The sequence below is a fragment of the Rhodoferax sp. SPJ4 genome, assembly GCF_058216275.1.
The window spans coordinates 398,113-416,531 of sequence record NZ_JBYZMN010000002.1 but is presented as its reverse complement, the minus strand read 5'-3'; the positions used below and the strand labels follow the sequence as shown (position 1 = coordinate 416,531).

Annotated in this window: 14 protein-coding genes, 1 tRNA gene and 1 riboswitch; of the genes, 5 read left to right on the top strand and 10 right to left on the bottom strand. The window is 66.1% G+C overall.

Annotated elements, in window-relative coordinates; translation table 11 throughout:
- The first annotated feature begins 8 nt into the window (after positions 1-8).
- Positions 9-115: riboswitch (TPP riboswitch) on the top strand.
- Positions 116-195: 80 nt separating this feature from the next.
- From AC4BAR_RS09400 to AC4BAR_RS09390, 3 genes are all read left to right on the top strand, one after another.
- Positions 196-2,364, top strand: coding sequence for a TonB-dependent siderophore receptor (locus AC4BAR_RS09400; protein ID WP_490627593.1), 2,169 nt, complete (start codon positions 196-198; stop codon positions 2,362-2,364).
- 36 nt (positions 2,365-2,400) lie between these two features.
- Positions 2,401-2,476, top strand: a tRNA-Asn gene (locus tag AC4BAR_RS09395).
- Between the two features lie 337 nt (positions 2,477-2,813).
- Positions 2,814-3,551: a Crp/Fnr family transcriptional regulator gene (locus AC4BAR_RS09390; protein ID WP_490627592.1), complete on the top strand. Its 738-nt coding sequence runs from the start codon at positions 2,814-2,816 to the stop codon at positions 3,549-3,551.
- 10 nt (positions 3,552-3,561) lie between these two features.
- Here AC4BAR_RS09390 and AC4BAR_RS09385 read toward each other — a convergent pair whose 3' ends face one another.
- The 10 genes from AC4BAR_RS09385 to egtD form a co-directional block, all read right to left on the bottom strand.
- Complete coding sequence (locus tag AC4BAR_RS09385; RefSeq protein WP_490627591.1) at positions 3,562-4,332, bottom strand: hypothetical protein; 771 nt, start codon at positions 4,330-4,332, stop codon at positions 3,562-3,564.
- A gap of 405 nt (positions 4,333-4,737) precedes the next feature.
- Positions 4,738-5,340 carry a hypothetical protein gene (locus AC4BAR_RS09380; protein ID WP_490627590.1) on the bottom strand — a complete coding sequence of 201 codons (603 nt, stop codon included), beginning with the start codon at positions 5,338-5,340 and terminating at the stop codon, positions 4,738-4,740.
- Between the two features lie 336 nt (positions 5,341-5,676).
- Positions 5,677-6,798, bottom strand: coding sequence for a hypothetical protein (locus tag AC4BAR_RS09375; RefSeq protein WP_490627589.1), 1,122 nt, complete (start codon positions 6,796-6,798; stop codon positions 5,677-5,679).
- A gap of 24 nt (positions 6,799-6,822) precedes the next feature.
- Positions 6,823-7,371, bottom strand: a complete 549-nt coding sequence (locus tag AC4BAR_RS09370) for a (2Fe-2S)-binding protein (protein ID WP_490627588.1) — start codon at positions 7,369-7,371, stop codon at positions 6,823-6,825.
- 21 nt (positions 7,372-7,392) lie between these two features.
- On the bottom strand, positions 7,393-9,741 hold the full coding sequence (locus AC4BAR_RS09365; protein ID WP_490627587.1) for a molybdopterin cofactor-binding domain-containing protein: 2,349 nt from the start codon (positions 9,739-9,741) through the stop codon (positions 7,393-7,395).
- 279 nt (positions 9,742-10,020) lie between these two features.
- A complete protein-coding gene (locus tag AC4BAR_RS09360; RefSeq protein WP_490627586.1) occupies positions 10,021-10,746 on the bottom strand; it encodes a nitroreductase in 726 nt (241 codons plus the stop codon).
- A gap of 67 nt (positions 10,747-10,813) precedes the next feature.
- Positions 10,814-11,512 carry a Crp/Fnr family transcriptional regulator gene (locus AC4BAR_RS09355; RefSeq protein ID WP_490627585.1) on the bottom strand — a complete coding sequence of 233 codons (699 nt, stop codon included), beginning with the start codon at positions 11,510-11,512 and terminating at the stop codon, positions 10,814-10,816.
- Positions 11,513-11,571: 59 nt separating this feature from the next.
- Entirely contained in the window at positions 11,572-11,829 is a 258-nt protein-coding gene (locus tag AC4BAR_RS09350) for a transposase (protein ID WP_490627584.1), read from the bottom strand.
- Positions 11,830-11,937: 108 nt separating this feature from the next.
- On the bottom strand, positions 11,938-14,244 hold the full coding sequence (gene selD, locus AC4BAR_RS09345; RefSeq protein ID WP_490627583.1) for a selenide, water dikinase SelD: 2,307 nt from the start codon (positions 14,242-14,244) through the stop codon (positions 11,938-11,940).
- A gap of 56 nt (positions 14,245-14,300) precedes the next feature.
- Positions 14,301-15,263, bottom strand: coding sequence for an L-histidine N(alpha)-methyltransferase (gene egtD / locus AC4BAR_RS09340; RefSeq protein WP_490627582.1), 963 nt, complete (start codon positions 15,261-15,263; stop codon positions 14,301-14,303).
- Positions 15,264-15,384: 121 nt separating this feature from the next.
- On the opposite strand from egtD, the gene AC4BAR_RS09335 reads away from it, so the two are divergent.
- On the top strand, positions 15,385-17,562 hold the full coding sequence (locus AC4BAR_RS09335; protein ID WP_490627581.1) for a dihydrolipoyl dehydrogenase family protein: 2,178 nt from the start codon (positions 15,385-15,387) through the stop codon (positions 17,560-17,562).
- Complete coding sequence (locus AC4BAR_RS09330; protein ID WP_490627580.1) at positions 17,559-18,377, top strand: DUF547 domain-containing protein; 819 nt, start codon at positions 17,559-17,561, stop codon at positions 18,375-18,377. The genes AC4BAR_RS09335 and AC4BAR_RS09330 overlap by 4 nt, the downstream gene beginning before the upstream one ends.
- The last annotated feature ends 42 nt before the right edge of the window (positions 18,378-18,419 follow it).

The following is an 18,419-nucleotide window of genomic DNA, read 5'->3' as shown; positions in this document are numbered from 1 at the left end:
CTGTTGAACACATTCGCTGGGGGTGTCGCGGCGGCCGCAAGGCCGGCGCGACTGAGAGAGTCCCTTTGAACCTGATTGAGATCATCCTCGCGCAGGGAAGCATGGTTTTCGGAGTGGCCACAGGCCGTGGCGACCTTGCCCACGGGCGGCGTCCTCCAAGCCCTTCTCCCCTGCCTTGGCGTTGCACTGAACGTTATGGCCCACACCGCTTGTCTGAACCTGCCCCACCGCCTGCTGCCCAGCGCCATCGCTGTCGCCGTGGCCTCCCTTTTCACCGCCTCCGCCAGCCTGGCCCAGACGCCCACCGAGGCCACGCTGGCACCGGTGCTGGTGAATGAACGCAACGCCCCCGGGGTGGCCGATGTGCTGGGCCTGGGCGACGCACCGCTGGTGCGCACACCCGTCAGCGCCACGCTGATCGGTGCCGAGCAGATCGAGGCTTCGGGTGCCCGCCGGCTGGCCGACCTGGTGAAGTTCGACGCCTCGGTCAGTGACGCCTACAACACCGTGGGCTACTGGGACTACCTGACGGTGCGCGGCTTTGTGCTCGACAACAAGTACAACTTCCGCCGCGAAGGCCTGCCCATCAACGCCGAAAGCACCGTGCCGTTGGACAACAAGGCGCGGGTGGAAATCCTCAAGGGCACCAGCGGCATCCAGGCCGGCACCAGCGCGCCGGGTGGTCTGGTGAACTACGTGGTCAAGCGCCCCACCGAACAAGACCTGCGCAGTGTGCGTCTGGAAACCACCCAGCGTGGTGGCCTGCTGGCCGCCGCAGACCTGGGTGGCCGTTTCGGCGTGGACCGTGCCTTTGGCTACCGCTTCAATGTGGTGGGCGAAGACATGGCCAGTTACGCCCGCGATGCCGACGGCTCGCGCCGGCTGCTGGCCTTGGCAGGCGACTGGCGGCTGAGCCGCGACTCGGTGCTGGAGGCCGAGTTCGAGTACTCGCGTCGCTCGCAGCGCAGCGTGCCCGGCCTGAGCCTGACCGGCAACACCCTGCCCGCCCCTGACCCGCGGCTCAACATCAACGCCCAGCCCTGGTCGCTGCCGGTGGTGCTGGAAGGCCTGACCGGCACGATCAAGTTCGACCAGGCGCTGAACCGCGACTGGCGCTGGACCGCGCAGGTGGGCACCCAGCGCCTGAAGTCCGACGACCGGGTGGCCTTCCCCTTCGGCGGTGACTGCTACAACGGCCCCTACCTGTACTGCGACCGCTACGCCCCCAACGGTGACTTTGACCTGTACGACTTCCGCAGCGACGGCGAGCGCCGCACCACCCAGGCCGCGCAGTTGCAGCTCAAGGGCCGGCTGACCACTGGCGACGTCCGCCACGACCTCGGCCTGGGCCTGCTGACCAGCCGCACCCGCGACCGCTTCAACCGCCAGGCCTACAACTACGTGGGCACTGGCAACCTCTCCACGCTGGCAGTGTTCAGCCCCGACCCGACACTGACCGACGAGAACACCAACCGCAGCGAACGCAGCACCGAGTTCTCGGCTTACGACGCGATCGGCTGGACCCCCCGCTTCAGCACCTGGCTGGGCCTGCGCCAAACCCATTTGTCGCGCGACAGCGTGCGCACCGACGGCTCGCGCGCCACCAGCTACAGCCGCAGCATCACCACCCCCTGGCTGGCCGCCACCTTCGAGATCAAGCCGGGCTACATGGCCTACGCCAGCTATGGCCAGGGCGTGGAATCCGAGGTCGCCCCCGGCCGGTCGCGCTACACCAACGCCGGCCAGCCGCTGCCCGCCCTCAAAAGCCGGCAGGCCGAACTGGGCTTGAAGGGCGAGCGCGACAGCCTGCGCTGGAGCGCGGCGCTGTTCAGCATCACCCGGCCGCTGTTTGCCGACATCGGCAGCTGCGACGTCACCAACTCCTGCACCCGCCAGGTGGACGGCGAGGCCCAGCACCGGGGCCTGGAGCTGAACGCCGGCACCCGCAACGGGCCGTGGGATGTGAATGCCGGCCTGACGCTGCTGGACGCCCAGCGCCAAGGCAGCCTGGACCCCTCGCTCAACGGCAAGCGGCCGGTGAACGTGCCCAAGCACATCCTGCGGGCCCAGACCACCTACCGCGTGGCCGCCCTGCCGGGCCTGAGCCTGCAGGCCGACCTGTCGCACGAAGGCCAACGCAGCGTGCTGCCCGACGAGTCCATCAGCCTGCCCAGCTGGACCCGGGTCGATGCCGCCGTGCGCTACGCCACCCGCATCCAGAACACCGCCACCACCTGGACCCTGGGCATAGACAACCTGCTGGACCGCCGCTATTTCAAGGAATCGCCTTACCAGTTCGGCCATGTCTACCTGTTCCCCGGCGCGCCGCGAACCGTTCGTTTTGCCGTGCAGGCCAGTTTGTGAAACGACTGAAAATCACGCTATAATCTGAGGCTACGTTCCTCGATAGCTCAGTCGGTAGAGCGCCGGACTGTTAATCCGTAGGTCCCTGGTTCGAGCCCAGGTCGAGGAGCCAGTAATGACAAGGGTCAGCACGCAAGTGCTGACCCTTTTGTCTTTCATCGCGCCACAAGAACGTGACAGACAGGCACGTTCCAGACCCCCCTCATCTCCTTCTCCGCTGTGGCGCCTGACCAGGCCCGCCCTGCCCAGCGGCGGCCACTGGCTTCAGGGTTGTTGCCGAGGCTTTGCAAGACCTCACCTGCGGCCAGGTGGCCGCTGTGTGGCGCATCGCACAGACGGCCGCCATTCTGAGCACTAACGTCATTGCCCATCTGCCGTCGTCTGAACGCAGATGGGTCCCTCCAGAGCCATGCAGCAACCCCAGTTCCGCTGTTGCAGACGATTCCGATATGAAAAGCAATACCAAACTGTCAACGCCGAATCCCAAGCAGAACGGCATCCTCGCGGCCCTTCCTCAGGCCGATTACGCGCGCGTGCTGCCCGACCTGGAACTGGTGCCCATGCCGCTGGGATGGACCATGTCGGAGTCGGGCGACCATGTGCGCTTTCTGCACTTCCCCACCGACGGCATCGTGTCGCTGATTTACGACCTGGAGAACGGCTCTTCCAGCGAGATCGCCTTGGTGGGCAACGAGGGCATGGTGGGCATCTCCATCTTCATGGGTGGTGAAAGCATGCCCAGCAGCACCAAGGTGCAAAGCGCCGGCCACGCCTACCGGCTGGACCGCAAGTCCATGAAGCACGAATTTGCACTGGGTGGGAAATTGCAGCATCTGTCATTGCTGTACACCCAGGCGCTGATCTGCCAGACCTCGCAAACCGCCGTCTGCAACCAACACCACACCATCGACCAGCAGCTCTGCCGGTGGCTGTTGATGAGCATCGACCGCCTGCACAAAAACAGCCTGGTGGTGACCCATGAATTGATCGCCAGTCTGCTCGGCACCCGCCGCGAAAGCATCACGGTGTCGGCCGGCAACCTGCAAAAAGAAGGGCTGATCCTGTGCACCCGCGGCAACATCAAGGTGCTGGACCGGGCGAAGCTGGAAACCCGCGCCTGTGAGTGCTACGCCTGCGTCAAACTCGAGTACGAGCGTTTGCTGCCCAGGCCTGCCCATCCCAAGTGAGGCCGCAGGCCTAACCCGTGACGCGCATCAGCCAGACCGCCACCGCGTCCCATGCCGGTGACGTGGCCAGTGGCACCCGCAGCAGTTGCAAGACCAGCACCGCACCTCCAGCCCAGACATAGACCGGGTGAATGCGCCCGCGGGTGCGCCAGTCGAACACCATGCCGGCGACGATGAACAGGTCTGCCAGCAGGCCTGGCGGCACGGTCACGGACAGCGGCGGCACCGGTGACGCGCCAGGCACCGGCGGTGGCGCCAGAAAGGTCAGAAACCAGCGGGCGATGGCCGCATCCAGGATGGACGCGGTGGCCACCAGCATCAGCCGTTTGTGGATGTCCTTGTGTTTCACGCAGGCGATGGCCAGAGCAATCAAAATGGCAAAGCCCACGATGCTGCTGACGGGCACGATCATGAACTGCTTGCCATCGGCCAGGAAGCCGGCCGCTTCCGCCCTGCGGGTGGCTTGGACGGCGGTCATCAAGCCCAGGAACAGCATTGCGGTGGCCAGTGAAATGCCCAACAGCCCCCAGTCACGGTGGCGCAGGGGCCGGCCGCTGCTCACCAGCCAGGTCTGGCAGGCGAAGAACAGTGTCCAGGTGAAAAAAATGAGGCCGTGCAGGTGGACCACCGGCGGGGCCGCGAACGCCCCCCTCACCAAGGGTGAAAAATAAGTGGGTGTGAAGCCGAGAAAGGCGACCACCACGGTGCCCAGGGCGGCGTAAAAAAAGAACCGGGGGTTGCGCTGCGGGTCTGACGAAGGCACCGACAAGGGGCTGTTCATGGCTTGTTCCCTTCTTTGAGAAATGCACATTTCCAAAGCGGCGGCACCGTTTTGGCTGGGCCTGCCTGGCCGCATGATGCGGGCAGACCGGCCCCCTGGCAAGGGCCAGGCGGCGCCAGGTTCAGCAGGGCGGCCCCGGGCTTTGCCGCAGCGGTGTTCGCGTGAATCCAAGCGCCGGCCGAACCCATGGACGGGTATTTTTCAATCCAGCTTGAAATTCCCTGTGTTTCCGCGCCATGGCCTGGCCCTTCGCCAGCACTCACCTTTTCAGGCATTCATTCGACCCATGCCCCAAAAAAAAGCCCTTCCGGAAATCACCAGAAGGGCCTCGTGAGCCGATCAGCCCTTCAACGACGCAAGCGCCGTCGAAAAATGCCAGACCGGGTCAGAACAGCGAAGAATAAATCAGCCGTGAACAGGCAATGCGCCGGTGATCGCGGAGATCAAGGTGCTGGGCAGCGCGGTGATGGCCGCAGGACCGACCGCACCGAGGGCTTCCAGGCCGGGCAGACCGCCGGTGGACGGCAGCGAGGGAACGGCAGGCAGGCCATCGGCCGACGGCAGTGCCGGCACGGAAGGCAGGCCCTGGCCGAGCAAGCCGGTCAAGACTTCCAGACCCGGCAGACCATCGGTGGACGGCAGCGAAGGAACGGCGGTCAGGCCATCGGCCGACGGCAATGCCGGCACGGAGGGCAGGCCCTGGCTGAGCAAGCCGGTCAGGGTTTCCAGACCGGGCAGCCCATCGGTGGACGGCAGCGAGGGAACGGCGGGCAGGCCATCAGCCGACGGCAATGCCGGCACGGAAGGCAGGCCCTGACCCAGCAAACCGGTCAGGGTTTCCAGACCCGGCAGACCATCGGTGGACGGCAGCGAAGGAACGGCGGGCAGACCGTCGGTGGACGGCAATGCCGGCACGTCAGGCAGGCCTTGACCCAACAGGGCGGTGACCGTTTCCAGAAGCGAAGCGACGATGTCGGTGGGCACCGTCGGGGGCGTGATTGAACTCATTTTTTATCCTCGCGAAGTTTTTTAATATCAAGTTCTCAAGACGCAAAAAATGACAACCAACTGACTAGTCAGCCGCTGTATTTATTGCGCCGGCACCATGATATCTGCGGGATATTAAGAAATTAATACTCACCCCCGATTTACGGGTCGAGCTTATGTATTTTCTTTCATAGGCAAAAAATTTCGAGGCTTTGACGCCCTCCATTGAATGTTTTTGATGAGATTATTGGATTTAAATTCAGATTTCTTTCAGCTTTCCAAGCGATTTATCTTCAAACCTCAAAAAAAAGCGGGGCCTGAGCCCCGCTTGAAACTGAACTGCTTTTGCTTCTGGGATCAGATCAACTTGCCCAGGGTGCCGTTGCCGATGGCACCGGCGATGGCAATTTCCTGGGTCGCGGTGGTCAGTGGGGTGATAGCGTTGTAGAACACCTCACCCGCCGGGGCGCCCACGCCGGCAGCCGAGCTGGTCAAGCCGGTGGCGCCGAGCACGTTCTCGAACGGCAGGTGGTTGCTCAACTGGTCACCACCGCCCACACCGGCGACGATGTCGTCCACGTACAGGATCTGGTCGGTGCCGTTGGTCACCAGGTCCAGGCTGGAGTTCAGGTTGTCGCCCGTCAGCAACAGCCCCGCGCCAGGCAGACCTTTGCCGGCGCTTTCCGTGGCGTTGGCCAGCGCACCGGTGTACCCCTGCTCGGACACCAGGTACTGCAGGTAGTCTTCCGACAGCAGGCCACCACTGTAGGCGCCGATGAAGGCGGTGGTGCTGGCGAAGCTGCCAGTCTCGAATTCACGGGTGATCTGGTTGGCAACCGGAATGCCTTCGGTCAGCGCCACCGGGCGGGTGGCCGGGTCGTACAGCACCAGCTCGTCACCGTAGGTGTCGCCACCGATCAAACCCTGAACCGGGCCATACAGCGGGGTGCCGTACAGCTGGGTGTTCAGGATGTTCTGCGTGCCGCCGCCTTCGACCTGAGAGCCGGTGATGCCGGCCACGTTCTGACCCAGCACCGGGATGCCATAGGTGGCGTTTTCAGCCGTGAAAAACAGGCCGCCGACGGCACCGTCGCTGGTGCCATAGACGCTGCCGTTGCCGCCCTCGGCAACGGTTCCGCCGCCCAGACCGCCCAGGGCCCCCAGGTCAGGCAGGCCGCCAGCGCCCGGCAGACCGCCGCCCAAGGCGTCCAGGCCTGGCAGGCCACCGCCGCCGTTGCTGGAGATTTCGCCGGAGGCCGAGTTGCCATTGCCGTCGTTGATGCTGCCGCTGGCGCTGCCGCCATCGGCCGCTGCGTTGGTCTGGGTCAGACCGCCCAAACCACCCAGCAGGTCGCTGGGGTTGACCGGGAGGCCACCTAGGCCGCCCAAACCACCCAGCAAGGCGGTGGGATCGGTCGGCAAGCCACCGGCAGCGCCGCCCGTCAAGCCTGCCAACAGGGTTTCAATAGGATTAGACATGTTTTAGCTCCAATGTGTTCGTGATCAAGAGGCGGCTGCGTCTTTGATGGCCGCACGAATGCGGGGGTAGGTACCGCAACGGCACAGATTGGCCTGCATGGCGTCAGTGATTTCTTGGTCGGACGGGTTGGGGATGCGACCCAGCAACTCGTACGCCGTCATCAGCTGACCGGCTTGGCAGAAGCCGCACTGGGCCACGTCAAACTTCTTCCACGAAGCAATCAGCTTGGCACCCAGTGCCGTGGCGCCCAGGCCTTCGATCGTGGTGATCGACTTGCCAGCGACGTCGCTGATGCGGGTCACGCAAGAACGGAACTTGTTCTTTTGCGTGGTCGGCTGGGTGCCGCTGAAGCGGCTGCTTTCCGAGTACGGGCTGTTGGTGGCCACGGTGTTGCCAGCCGCCACGATGGGGGTGGAGGAGTTGCAGGTGCAAGCACCGCAGACGCCCACGCCACAGCCGTACTTGGGGCCGGTCAGGTCCAGCTTGTCACGCAGGATGTACAGCAGGTATTCATTGGCATCGGCTTCGACGGTGGTCGGCGTGCCGTTGATGGTGAGGTTGTAGGTTCCCATGATGTTTTTGCTCCAGTTGGATTAGCGGTCGGTCAGCGGAGGGGTGGGCGAGCCGTAGAGCGGGAACTCCTCCGGGAAGTGCGACTTCAGCGACGGGCGAACCACGCTGTTGAGGTGACCCCAGGCGTTGGCCACGGCACCGAACGACGACGGGGCGCTCAGCTCACCAGCGCCACCGACACGGTTGTCATTGATGTTGACGAAGCGCGGCGGGTTGTACTTGTAATCGCACTCGCGCATGCGGTTCCAGTAGTAGTTCAGGAAGGTGCTCTGGTCGCAGGCACCGTCGGTGTAGGTGATGCGAGAGAAGAACGCCAGGGCCACGGCGTCGGCGGTGGCGCCTTCCATCTGGGCGGCCGCACCGGACGGGTTGGTGATCTTGCCCATGTCGGCCACGGCCCACACCTCGACCACCTTGGGCGCCGTCACCGCGATGTCGGCCGTGCGGCTGAGTTCGACCAGCACGATCTGCATCGAGGCGCTGTTCCACTCCTCGTGCAGGCCGAAGCCGATGCCGCGGAAGGTGGTCTTGCTGCTGTCCTTGTTCCAGGCATCCACCGCAGCGGACTGGGCATCCCAGGTGCTCTTGAGCTCGTTGATGCAGTTCAACAGGCGCTCGGACTTCATGTACTTGATGCGCAGAGCCAGGCGTTCCTGGTTGGTCTGGCGAGCCACCTCGTCCAGGAAGATTTCCTTGCCGCCTTGAGCCGCCAGGCTGTACACCGAGCGCATGGCGCCGGTGGGGAACGGGGCCACCACCTCACGGTAGGCCTCGTTGATGGTGAAGGTGTAGGGCGAGGGCGTGGCCAGCGGGAAGTAGTCGAAACCGGTCTGGTTGGACGCCGACAGCGCGGCTTCGGTCTGGGCATTGTCGAAACCGCTGGGGATTTCGCACAGGATGGTCACGAACTTGTGGTTCATGCTCAGGATGCTCTTGCCGTCCGGACCGATGTTGACGATGTAGCGGCTGAACGATGGCGGACGCACCGGGCAGAAGCGGATGTCGTCGTTGCGCGACCACTGCACCTTGACCTTGTTGGTCAACACGCCTTTGCGATTGACCAGGCCGCCCATCTTGCGGATGGCATCAGAAATCATCGTGGCCTCGGCCGACGAGTCGCACAGCAGGTTGCGGCCGAAGTGGCCGAAGTCGGGGGTGATGACCACTTCCACCTTGGTGGGGGACGTGTCCAGACCGATCACATTGGCCAGCTGGTGGCGCTGGAACTTGGGCATCTGGGAACCCCACCAGGCGGTGGCCCCGGTGGCCGGGCCGTCTTGGGCACCAAAGACTTCGGTGGTACCGGTCTGGGTGCCCAGGCAGCCATGGTGATGCGGGGGCACCAGAATGCCACCCTTCACCTGCTTGGCCGCCAGCAGCTTGGCGCCCACCGGGTCGGGGCCCACGGCGTCCCGCAGCTTCTGGTGCAGCATGGGGGTGCTGAAACGGGCGGCCGTGCCGGGGTTCCAGGTGATCAGGTTGTTCTTCATGATCACATCGCGAGCGTCCAGGGCCTGGCCGATGGTGTCGCACACGATGCCCACGCCGGTGTACAGCGTGAAGCCGTTTTTGCCGGAGTTGATCGGGATCACCGCTTTGACCTTGGGGCACAGCGCCTTGATGCGGGGGATGTCCACCATCTTGGGCGTGCCGCGGGTTTGCAGCGAGTGCATCACCAGGCAGTTCAGCGCGTCGGGGTTGGTGTCCACCGTGTACTTGCGGGCACCGTTGTAAATCTCGTCGCTGTCCTCACGGGGCACGCCGGTGCCGGGCACATAGGCACCCTTGTTGCCGTTGATGGCCATGCCCTTGCCGAGCAGACCGGTGCCGTACTTGAAGGGCGTGGCATAGACCTTGTTGGGCGGGGTGTAGGCCGCGGCCGCAGAGGCCAGCTGGGCAAAGGTCTTGCCGCCCACCGTGTTGCCCGGGCTGATGCTGCCGCCGCCGGCCGCGCCCAGCAGCTTGGTTTTGAGCTCCGCCGCAGCGGCGCGGGTGGAGTCGGTCAGGCAGCGGGTCGAGCCCGAGCCGCCCTGCAGCGTGGTGGTGAACTCGGTGGCCTGGGCGGTGGTCATGCCGCGCACCACGATGTCTTTCAGGTCAATGCCCATCTCGGAGGCCACCAGCATCGCCGACGAGGTGAAGATGCCCTGGCCGGATTCCACACGGGGAAGGGTCAGCTGAACCTTGTTGTTGCCCAGGATGGACAGATAGGGGTTGATCTTGGTCTGCGTGTCAGCGGCCATCGCGGCCGGGGCCGAGGTGGCGAGTTGGGTGCCCACGGCCACTGTGGCAGTGCCAGCCGCGGCCAAGGTCACGAATTCGCGCCGACCCAGTTCGGGTCCGGTCACCTTGGCTTCGCAATCAGCCACAGGGTCCGCATGATGTGTGCTCATCGAGGTCTCCAGTAAAACAAAAGTGTGTCTAGGGACCTCAATGTTTGGATTTGCGCAAACCAAAGTCTGTCTTTGGAACGACATTTCCCACGCCCCTTCGTCCATTGCGGGAAAACACCGACGACTTGCTTCTAGGGAAAACACGAGGCCGCTGGCCAGGTGTCGCGCGGGCGCATCAACCGCGTGCGGGCCGCCCCACCACCGCCCAAAGAAAAAGCGCCCTGAGGGGCGCTTTCAAGTGGAGCAACCGGTGGTTCACTCCACCCAGCGCGTGAAGTCTTCCACCGGCACCCGGGGGGTATGGAAGCTGTTGACCTTGTCGCTGGCGTCGGCGTAGCCCAGCGCCATGCCACAGACCAGCATCTCGTCGGGCCCGGCCCCGATGTGCGGCAGGATGATCTTGGCAAAGCCGTTCCAGGCCGCCTGCGGGCAGGTGTGCAGGCCACGGCCGCGCGCAGCCACCATGATGCTTTGCAAGAACATGCCGTAGTCGACCAGTGAGCCGCGGCCCATGACGCGGTCGACGGTGAACATCAAACCCACCGGGGCGTCGAACAGCTTGAAGTTGCGCTGGTGCTGGGCGTGCATGGCGTCCTTGTCGCCTTTGCCGATGCCCAGCAGGCCGTACAGGCCCCAGCCGTTTTCGCGCCGGCGGTCGATGTAGGGCGAGACCCACTGTTCGGGGTAGTAGTCGTACTCCTCCTTGTACTCGGCGGCCAGCGCCGGGTTGGCGCGCAGGGCGTCGTGGGCGGCGCAGACCTGGGCCACCAGGCTGTCGCGGCTGGCACCTTGCAGCACGTAGACCTTCCAGGGCTGGGTGTTGGTGCCGGAGGGCGCGCGGCTGGCCACGCGCAGGATGTCGGTCAGCGTCTCGCGCGAGACCGGCTGGGCCGTGAAGGCCCGGGTGGACATGCGGCTTTCGATGGCCGCGTCAACGGCAGCCTGGGTGGCGGGAATGGGGAGGTCGGTGATGGCGTTCATGAGGTAAAAGCCCGGTCAAGGGGCAGAGGGTCGGAGAAAAAAACAGACGCCGGCAAGCGGCGAAAGGCTAGGTGTATTCGCGAACAAAGCTGCTCAGGCGGTTGATGTCGTCGACAAAAATACCGCCGTAAGCGCCCCGCACCAGGTTGGCTTTTTCCAGGTTCTTGACGGCCGCGTTGGTGCGTTGGCGGGACAGACCGGCCAGCTCGGCAAACTCCTCCTGGGAGATCGGCACGAAGGGCCCCATGTTGGGGTAGAGCACCGCATTGAACAGGCCCACAATGACCCTGGCCACCCGGGCGTCGGGGTCGATCAGCCGGTCGGTCTCGACCAGGTTCATGTTCTGCGCCAGACGCTCGTTCAGGTGCTCGATGATGAAGTGGTTGAAATCGATGCTGACGTCGAGCAGCCAACGGAAGGTGGCACTGGGCACATGCAGGATGCGCGAGTCCCGCATCGCCACCACGTCGTAGCGCCGGGCGTCGCGGCGGATCACCGAACCTTCGCCAAACCAGGAGCCGGCGGGCACGCCGGTGTAGGCCACGACCTTGCCGTCCTTCTGGATGCGCTGGATCTTGACCAGGCCGTCCACCACCCCCAGCCAGGAATGCACAGGCTCACCGGTGCGTGCGGCCATCTCCCCACGCACATGGGCGGTTTCGAAGCTGTCCGACTCGACACGGCGCTGGGCCTCGGGCAACAACGAACGAAACCACTTGGTGTCGCGCAGGAACTCGGTGGCGGTTTTGCTGGGGTTGCTTTTCATCGGCACAAAACAAATCGACTCATCCACCACAGGATAAGCGCTGGCCAGCCCGCCCGTCATCAGGTGCTTTGCGGAGATGCCGACCTCGCTTCAAAGGCGGTGCACGCCGAAAAAACCCCTTCGCGGTGCAGCTTGCGCCACTCGAACAACAGACTGGCCGGGATGCCATGCTCCCGGGCCACGCCCGACACGGTGGAGCTCGGCCGGTAGGTCTCCAGCACGATGAGCGCCTTCTCTGCACGGGACCAGGTGCGCCGCGGACGCCGGTCGGCGGTTTGACGCGCGAGGTGCCACTGATGATAGATGTCCATGTCCATGCCCTCCTTCCCACAGATCTGGAGGGAGTGTGGCCACTTCGCGGCCCCAAGTCCGTCAACCGAAAGACATTTGGGACTGGGGAAAACGCGGAATCGGCTGCTGCGGGTTCACGCCGCGCCGCTGGCAGGGGCGGCACACAACACGACGGGCGCCAGCGCGTCCGACGGCGGCAGGACGCGGCCAATCACCGCCGCAAGCGGGTAGCCGCCGTCGCGCAAGGCCTGCAGGCAGGCGGTGGCCTGGGCGGCCGGCACGCTGGCCAGCAAGCCACCGGCGGTTTGCGGGTCAAAAATCAACGGGTGGCGTGGGTGCTGCACAAAGGCCGCCTGGTTGCGCAAGGCCCGCCGCAGCCGCAGGTTGGCCGGCGCCAGCGAGCTGGCGAAGCCGGCTGCCAGGCAGGCTTCGGCGCCGTCCAGCACCGGCAGTGCCGACAGGTTCAGTTCAGCGTCCACACCGGACGGGCGCGTCATCTCCACCAGGTGGCCCAGCAGGCCAAAGCCGGTGACGTCGGTGCAGGCGGTGGCGCCGTGCGCGGCCAGGATGCGGGCGCCGTCCCGGTTGGACACCCCCATGGACTGCAGGGCCTGCGAAACCCAGCGGCCGCGAAAGCCCGCCATGCGGGTGGCCTGCGGGTAGGCGGCGAACAGCGTGCCGGTGCCGATGGGCTTGGTCAGCAGCAGCACATCACCGGCCTGCATGCCGCCCTTGCGCAGCACCGTGGCCAGTGACTCGTCAACCAGGCCGTTGATGGCAAAGCCCAGCGCCAGCTCCTGGCCCTCGCCGGTGTGGCCACCCACCAGGGCGCAGCCGGCGGCGTTGAGCACGGCCACCGCGCCGGCCATCATCTGGAACAGCAGCTCCTCCACCTTGGCCTCCAGGCCAGGTGGCACGGTGACCACCGCGGTGGCCGACTGCGGCGCGGCGCCCATGGCGTGGATGTCGCCCAGCGCATGGTTGGCGGCGATCTGGCCGAACAGGTAGGGGTCGTCGATGAAGGCGCGGAAGAAGTCCACCGTGTGCACCATGGCCTTGCCCGGCGGCACCCGCAGCACGGCCGCGTCGTCGGGCGCGTGCAGGCCGATCAGCACGTCGTCGCGCGGCACCGGCGCCAAGGCCTGCAGCGCGCGCGACAACACCGTGGCCCCGACCTTGGCGCCACAGCCGCCGCAGCGCATGGCCATGGCCGACAAGGCCTGCTGCGACTCGTCGGCGCTCAGCGCCAGCTTGACCGGCGGCGCGGCAGCGGCCATGGCCATGGGCGGGAATTCGCTGAAGCGCCGCATGAAGCGCCGGTCGATCGCGTCTTTCCAGCGCCAGACCCAGTCACCGGCCACACCCAGCGTGCCCCGCGAGGCCACCGCATGCCGGTCGCCGGTGCTGACCAGCGACAGCCAGTGGCGCTGCGGCCAGTACACCCCCAGCGCCTCGCCCCGGGCGGCGCGGCGCAGGTTGTCGGCCAGCGGCGGACCCATGCGCACCGCGAACACGCCGGCCTTCTCCAGCGGGCGGGGGCCGAAGGCGGCGATGTCGCCGGCCGCAAACACCCGCGGGTCGCTGCTCTGCAGGTGCTCATTGACGCGGATGAAGCCACCGCCGTCCAGGGCCAGGCCGGTCTGGCCCAGCCAGGCCGGCCCCGCGGCCTGCGTGACCCAGACCACCTCGTCGGCCGCCAGCTGCGTGCCGTCGCCGGCACGCAGCTGGCCGGGGGCCAGTTCGGTCACCTCGGCGTTCAGGTGCAGCTGCACCCCGCGCTGCGACAGCACCCGGGTGAAGCGGCGCCGCACGCCGGCGTTGTGGGTGGGCATGAGTTCGGCGTCGCGGGTGAACAAATGGAACTGCGGCGCGTCACTGTCCCGCCCCAGCGCGGCCAGCTCCTGCCGCAGCCGGTGCTGCATGGCCAGCGTCAGCTCCACCCCACCGGCGCCGCCGCCCACCACGGCCACCGTCAGCCGCCCCGGCTGTTGACGCACCCTCTCCAGCAGCGCCAGCCAGCGGGCGTTGAAGCGTGGAATGGGCTTGACCGGCACCGCGTGCGCGGTGGCCCCGGGCACGTCGGCCATGCGCGGGGCCGAGCCGATGTTGATGGAACACAGGTCGTAGGCCATCGGCGGGCGCTCCCGGCACAGCAGCTTGCCATGGGCCAGGTCCAGCCCCACCACCTCGTCGTGGATGAAACGGGCCTGGGCAAACACACACAGCCGGGGCAGGTCGATGTAGACATCGTCGTAGCCGTAGTGGCCGGCGATGTAGCCTGGCAACATGCCCGAATAAGGCGTGTCCACCGTGTTGCAGACCAGGGTAAGGCGCACGCCGGGCTCAGGCCGCATGCCGAAGCGGCGCAACACACCCACATGGCTGTGCCCACCGCCCACCAGCACGATGTCGCGCAACACAGGCTGTTCAGACGCTTGCATTCAAGGGCTCCAACAACGTCGGCCGATGGCTGTGGGGAGGGTGTGGCGCCCGGGCCTCACACACCGGCCCAGACCACGGCAAAGCGGCCTTGCCCATCGGTCCACGACTGGCAGTGGCGAAAGCCGGCGCGGCGCAGCAAGGCTTCGAACTGGGCCGGGGTCCATTTGTAGGAACTCTCGGTGTGGATGCGCTCGCCCGCGGCAAACACCCGCTCGCCCTGGGCCCAGCGCACCACGGTGGCGGCACGCGCTTCCAGGTGCATCTCGACCCGCGACAGCGCGGTGTTGAAGACCGCCCGATGAAGCCAGTCACGGACCCGGAAATCGCTGCCCACCAGCCGGTTGATGTGCAGCAGCAGGTTGAGGTTGAAAGCTGCGGTGACGCCCAGCGCGTCGTCGTAGGCCGCCTCCAGCTGCGGCGTGTCCTTGACCAGGTCGACCCCGATCAGCAAACCGCTGGTGGGGTGATGGCCACAGGCGGCATGCACCGTTTGCAGAAACTGTTGCGCCTGTGCCGGTGGGAAGTTGCCGATGCTGGAGCCGGGGTAGAACAGCACCCGGGGCTGGTCCGCATGCCCCACCTCGGCCGGCAGCGCCAGGCCATCTGAGAAATCCACGCCCACCCCCACCATGTCCAGCGCCGGGTGCTGCAGCTGCAGCGAGGCCAGTGCCTCACGCAAAAACGCCACCGAGATGTCCACCGCCACATAGCGGCTGGGCGTGAAGCGCCCGAACAAGCTGGCTGATTTTTTGCAATTGCCCGCCCCCAGGTCGATCCAGGTCGCGCCCTGTGGCACCGCGTCCATGGCCAGCATCTGCTGCGTGAAGATGGCCGCTTCCAAACGGGTCAGGTCGTATTCCGGCAGTTCGGTGATGGCCTCGAACAAGCGGGACCCCAGGGCGTCGTACAGGTACTTGGGCGAGGTGTGGGCCTGGGGCGCCCTCAGCCCGGCCAGCAATTCGTGGCGCACCGCCTCCGGATTGTCGCGATGGATCTGGAGGAACAGAGGGGACTTCATTCGGCGATGTTATCTGGCTCGCCCCGGCGGCCGATCCCGCGGGCGCGGTTCGTGTAAGGTCAGGTGTGCCCCCAGCGACCGATTCGCAAAACCCGACCCCACGCAGAAAACCACCCAGCCCATGACGACGAAACCGAAAAAGCCGCCACGCACCCTGCTGTGGGTCATGCTGGCGCTGGGCCTGGTGGTGGCCGTGGCGCTGTACCGGCACTTTGACATCGGGCGGCTGCTGACGCTGGACCAGCTGAAGTCCAGCCGCGACAGCCTGGTGGCCAGCTACGCCGCGAAGCCCCTGCAAACCCTGGCGGTGTTTTTTGCCGTCTATGTGGCGGCGGCCGCCTTGTCCATCCCCGGCGCGGTGGTGCTGACGCTGGCCGGCGGCGCGGTGTTCGGGCTGTGGGTGGGCCTGCTGGTGGTGTCGTTTGCCTCCAGCCTGGGCGCGCTGCTGGCCTTTCTGGTGTCGCGTCACCTGCTGCGCGACCTGGTGCAGGCGCGCTTTGGCAAAACCCTGGCGCCCGTCAACGAGGGCGTGCAGCGCGATGGCGCCTTCTACCTGCTGACACTGCGCCTGGTGCCGGTGTTCCCGTTCTGGCTGATCAACCTGCTGATGGGGCTCACACCGATCGGTGCAGCCCGCTTCTACGGGGTCAGCCAGCTGGGCATGCTGGTCGGCACCGCGGTGTACGTGAACGCCGGCACCCAGCTGGGCGCCCTCCAGTCGGCGCGCGACATCCTGTCGCCTGGCCTGCTGGGCAGCTTGGTGCTGCTGGGGGTGTTCCCGCTGGTGGCCAAGAAAATCGTCGACGCCTTGCAGGCCCGCAAGGTCTATGCGCGCTGGCCCAGGCCCAAGACCTTTGACCGCAACCTGGTGGTGATTGGCGCCGGCGCTGGCGGCCTGGTCTCGGCCTACATTGCCGCGGCGGTGAAGGCCAAGGTCACGCTGGTTGAGGGCCACCAGATGGGCGGCGACTGCCTGAACTTCGGTTGTGTGCCCAGCAAGGCCCTGATCCGCTCGGCCAAGATGGCCAAGGAATTGCAGAAGGCGGCAAGCCTGGGCTTCAAGGGCGCCAGCGCCGAGGTCGATTTCGCCGCGGTGATGGCGCGGGTGCAGGCGGTCATCCGCGCCATCGAACCCCACGACTCGGTGGAGCGCTACACCCAGCTGGGGGTGCAGGTGCTGCAAGGCCATGCCCGCATCACCGGCCCGTGGACGGTGGAGGTCAGCCAGCCCGACGGCCAGCGCCAGACGCTGAGCACCCGCAACATCGTGATCGCCGCCGGCGCCAGCCCCCTCATTCCACCGATTCCCGGCCTGAAAGAGGCCGGTGTGCTGACCAGCGACACCCTGTGGACGCTGAAGACCCTGCCCCCGCGGCTGGTGGTGCTGGGCGGCGGGCCCATCGGCTGCGAGCTGGCACAAAGCTTTGCCCGGCTGGGCTCGGCCGTGACCCAGGTCGAGATGGCGCCCCGCCTGCTGGTGCGCGAAGACGCCGAGGTCTCGGCCCTGGTGGCGGCCTCTCTGCGCGAAGACGGTGTCACCGTGCTGACCGACCACCGGGCGATCCGGGTCGACACCACCGGCGGCGAAAATACGCTGGTCGTGACCCATGGCGGCACCGAGATCGCCCTGCCCTTCGACGAGCTGCTGTGCGCCGTGGGCCGCAGCCCCCGGGTCAGCGGCTACGGGCTGGAGGAACTGGGCATTCCGCTGACGCCGCGCAAAACCATCGACACCAACGCCTATTTGCAAACGCTCTACCCCAACATCTTTGCGGTGGGTGACGTCGCCGGTCCCTACCAGTTCACCCACACCGCCGCCCACCAGGCCTGGTACGCAGCGGTCAACGCGCTATTCGGCCGCTTCAGGAAATTCAAGGCCGATTATTCGGTGATTCCCTGGGCCACCTTCACCGACCCGGAGGTGGCGCGGGTGGGCTTGTCCGAAACCGAGGCCACCGAACAGGGGCTGGCATTTGAAGTCACACGCTACGGCCTGGACGACCTCGACCGCGCGATTGCCGACGGCCAGGCCCATGGCTTTGTGAAGGTGCTGACGGTGCCTGGCAAGGACAAGATCCTGGGCGTGACCATCGTCGGCGCCCAGGCCGGCGAGCTGCTGGCCGAGTTCGTGCTGGCCATGAAACATGGCTTGGGCCTGAACAAAATCCTCGGCACCATCCACACCTACCCCACCCTGGCCGAAGCCAACAAGTACGCCGCCGGCGAGTGGAAACGGGCCCATGCCCCGAAGAAACTCCTGGAGTGGGTGGCCCGTTACCACACCTGGGAACGCCAATGACCGTGCGCCGCCGCCAATTGCTGATCGCCAGCGCCGCCCTGGGCCTGACGCCCTGGGTGAGCGCCGACACCATGGACCACAACCACGCCGCGTGGACCGCCTTGCTGAAAAAGCATGTGGTGGTGCTGCGCGGCGGCCAGGCCTCCCAGGTTCGCTACGCCGGCTTCGCGGCCGACCGGTCGGCGCTGAAGGCTTACCTGGAGGGCCTGAGCGCAGTCAGCGGCGAGGCCTTTGCCAAGTTCACCCTGGCACAGCAGCAAGCTTTTCTGATCAATGCCTACAACGCCTTCACGGTGGAACTGATCCTGTCCAGATACCCGGACCTGACGTCCATCAAGGACCTGGGCAGCCTGTTCAGCAGCCCCTGGAAAAAGAAATGGATGGCGCTGCTGGGCCGCACCTTGTCGCTGGACGACATCGAGCACGGCATGCTGCGCCAGCCGGGCCGCTACGACGAGCCGCGGGTGCATTTCGCGGTCAACTGCGCGTCGGTGGGTTGCCCCATGCTGCGCGAGGAGGCCTACACCGCCGACAAGCTGGAGGCGCAGCTGGCCCAACAGGCCCAACGCTTCATGGCCGACCGCAGCCGCAACCGCTTCGACCCGCAGCGCGGCCAGTTGGCGTTGTCGCGCATCTTTGACTGGTATGGCGAAGACTTCCGGCGGGGCCACCGCGGCCTGACCTCGGTGGCCGGCTTTGCCGCCAGGTACGCTGACTCGCTGGCCGACACGCCCGCCGACCGCGACCGGGTGCGCCAGGGCCAGTTGGAGATTCGCTTTCTGGACTACGACTGGGCCCTGAACGACGCCCGCTGAGGGTCGTGGTGGCACCGGCCACCGTCCCCTAAGATAGCTTGG

What these genes read in the sequence shown, in the direction of transcription:
- AC4BAR_RS09400 (WP_490627593.1), top strand. Translation starts at nt 196, where the DNA reads ATGGCCCACACCGCTTGTCTGAACCTGCCCCACCGCCTGCTGCCCAGC.
- AC4BAR_RS09390 (WP_490627592.1), top strand. Translation starts at nt 2,814, where the DNA reads ATGAAAAGCAATACCAAACTGTCAACGCCGAATCCCAAGCAGAACGGC.
- AC4BAR_RS09385 (WP_490627591.1), bottom strand. Translation starts at nt 4,332, where the DNA reads ATGAACAGCCCCTTGTCGGTGCCTTCGTCAGACCCGCAGCGCAACCCC.
- AC4BAR_RS09380 (WP_490627590.1), bottom strand. Translation starts at nt 5,340, where the DNA reads ATGAGTTCAATCACGCCCCCGACGGTGCCCACCGACATCGTCGCTTCG.
- AC4BAR_RS09375 (WP_490627589.1), bottom strand. Translation starts at nt 6,798, where the DNA reads ATGTCTAATCCTATTGAAACCCTGTTGGCAGGCTTGACGGGCGGCGCT.
- AC4BAR_RS09370 (WP_490627588.1), bottom strand. Translation starts at nt 7,371, where the DNA reads ATGGGAACCTACAACCTCACCATCAACGGCACGCCGACCACCGTCGAA.
- AC4BAR_RS09360 (WP_490627586.1), bottom strand. Translation starts at nt 10,746, where the DNA reads ATGAACGCCATCACCGACCTCCCCATTCCCGCCACCCAGGCTGCCGTT.
- AC4BAR_RS09355 (WP_490627585.1), bottom strand. Translation starts at nt 11,512, where the DNA reads ATGAAAAGCAACCCCAGCAAAACCGCCACCGAGTTCCTGCGCGACACC.
- AC4BAR_RS09350 (WP_490627584.1), bottom strand. Translation starts at nt 11,829, where the DNA reads ATGGACATGGACATCTATCATCAGTGGCACCTCGCGCGTCAAACCGCC.
- selD (WP_490627583.1), bottom strand. Translation starts at nt 14,244, where the DNA reads ATGCAAGCGTCTGAACAGCCTGTGTTGCGCGACATCGTGCTGGTGGGC.
- egtD (WP_490627582.1), bottom strand. Translation starts at nt 15,263, where the DNA reads ATGAAGTCCCCTCTGTTCCTCCAGATCCATCGCGACAATCCGGAGGCG.
- AC4BAR_RS09335 (WP_490627581.1), top strand. Translation starts at nt 15,385, where the DNA reads ATGACGACGAAACCGAAAAAGCCGCCACGCACCCTGCTGTGGGTCATG.
- AC4BAR_RS09330 (WP_490627580.1), top strand. Translation starts at nt 17,559, where the DNA reads ATGACCGTGCGCCGCCGCCAATTGCTGATCGCCAGCGCCGCCCTGGGC.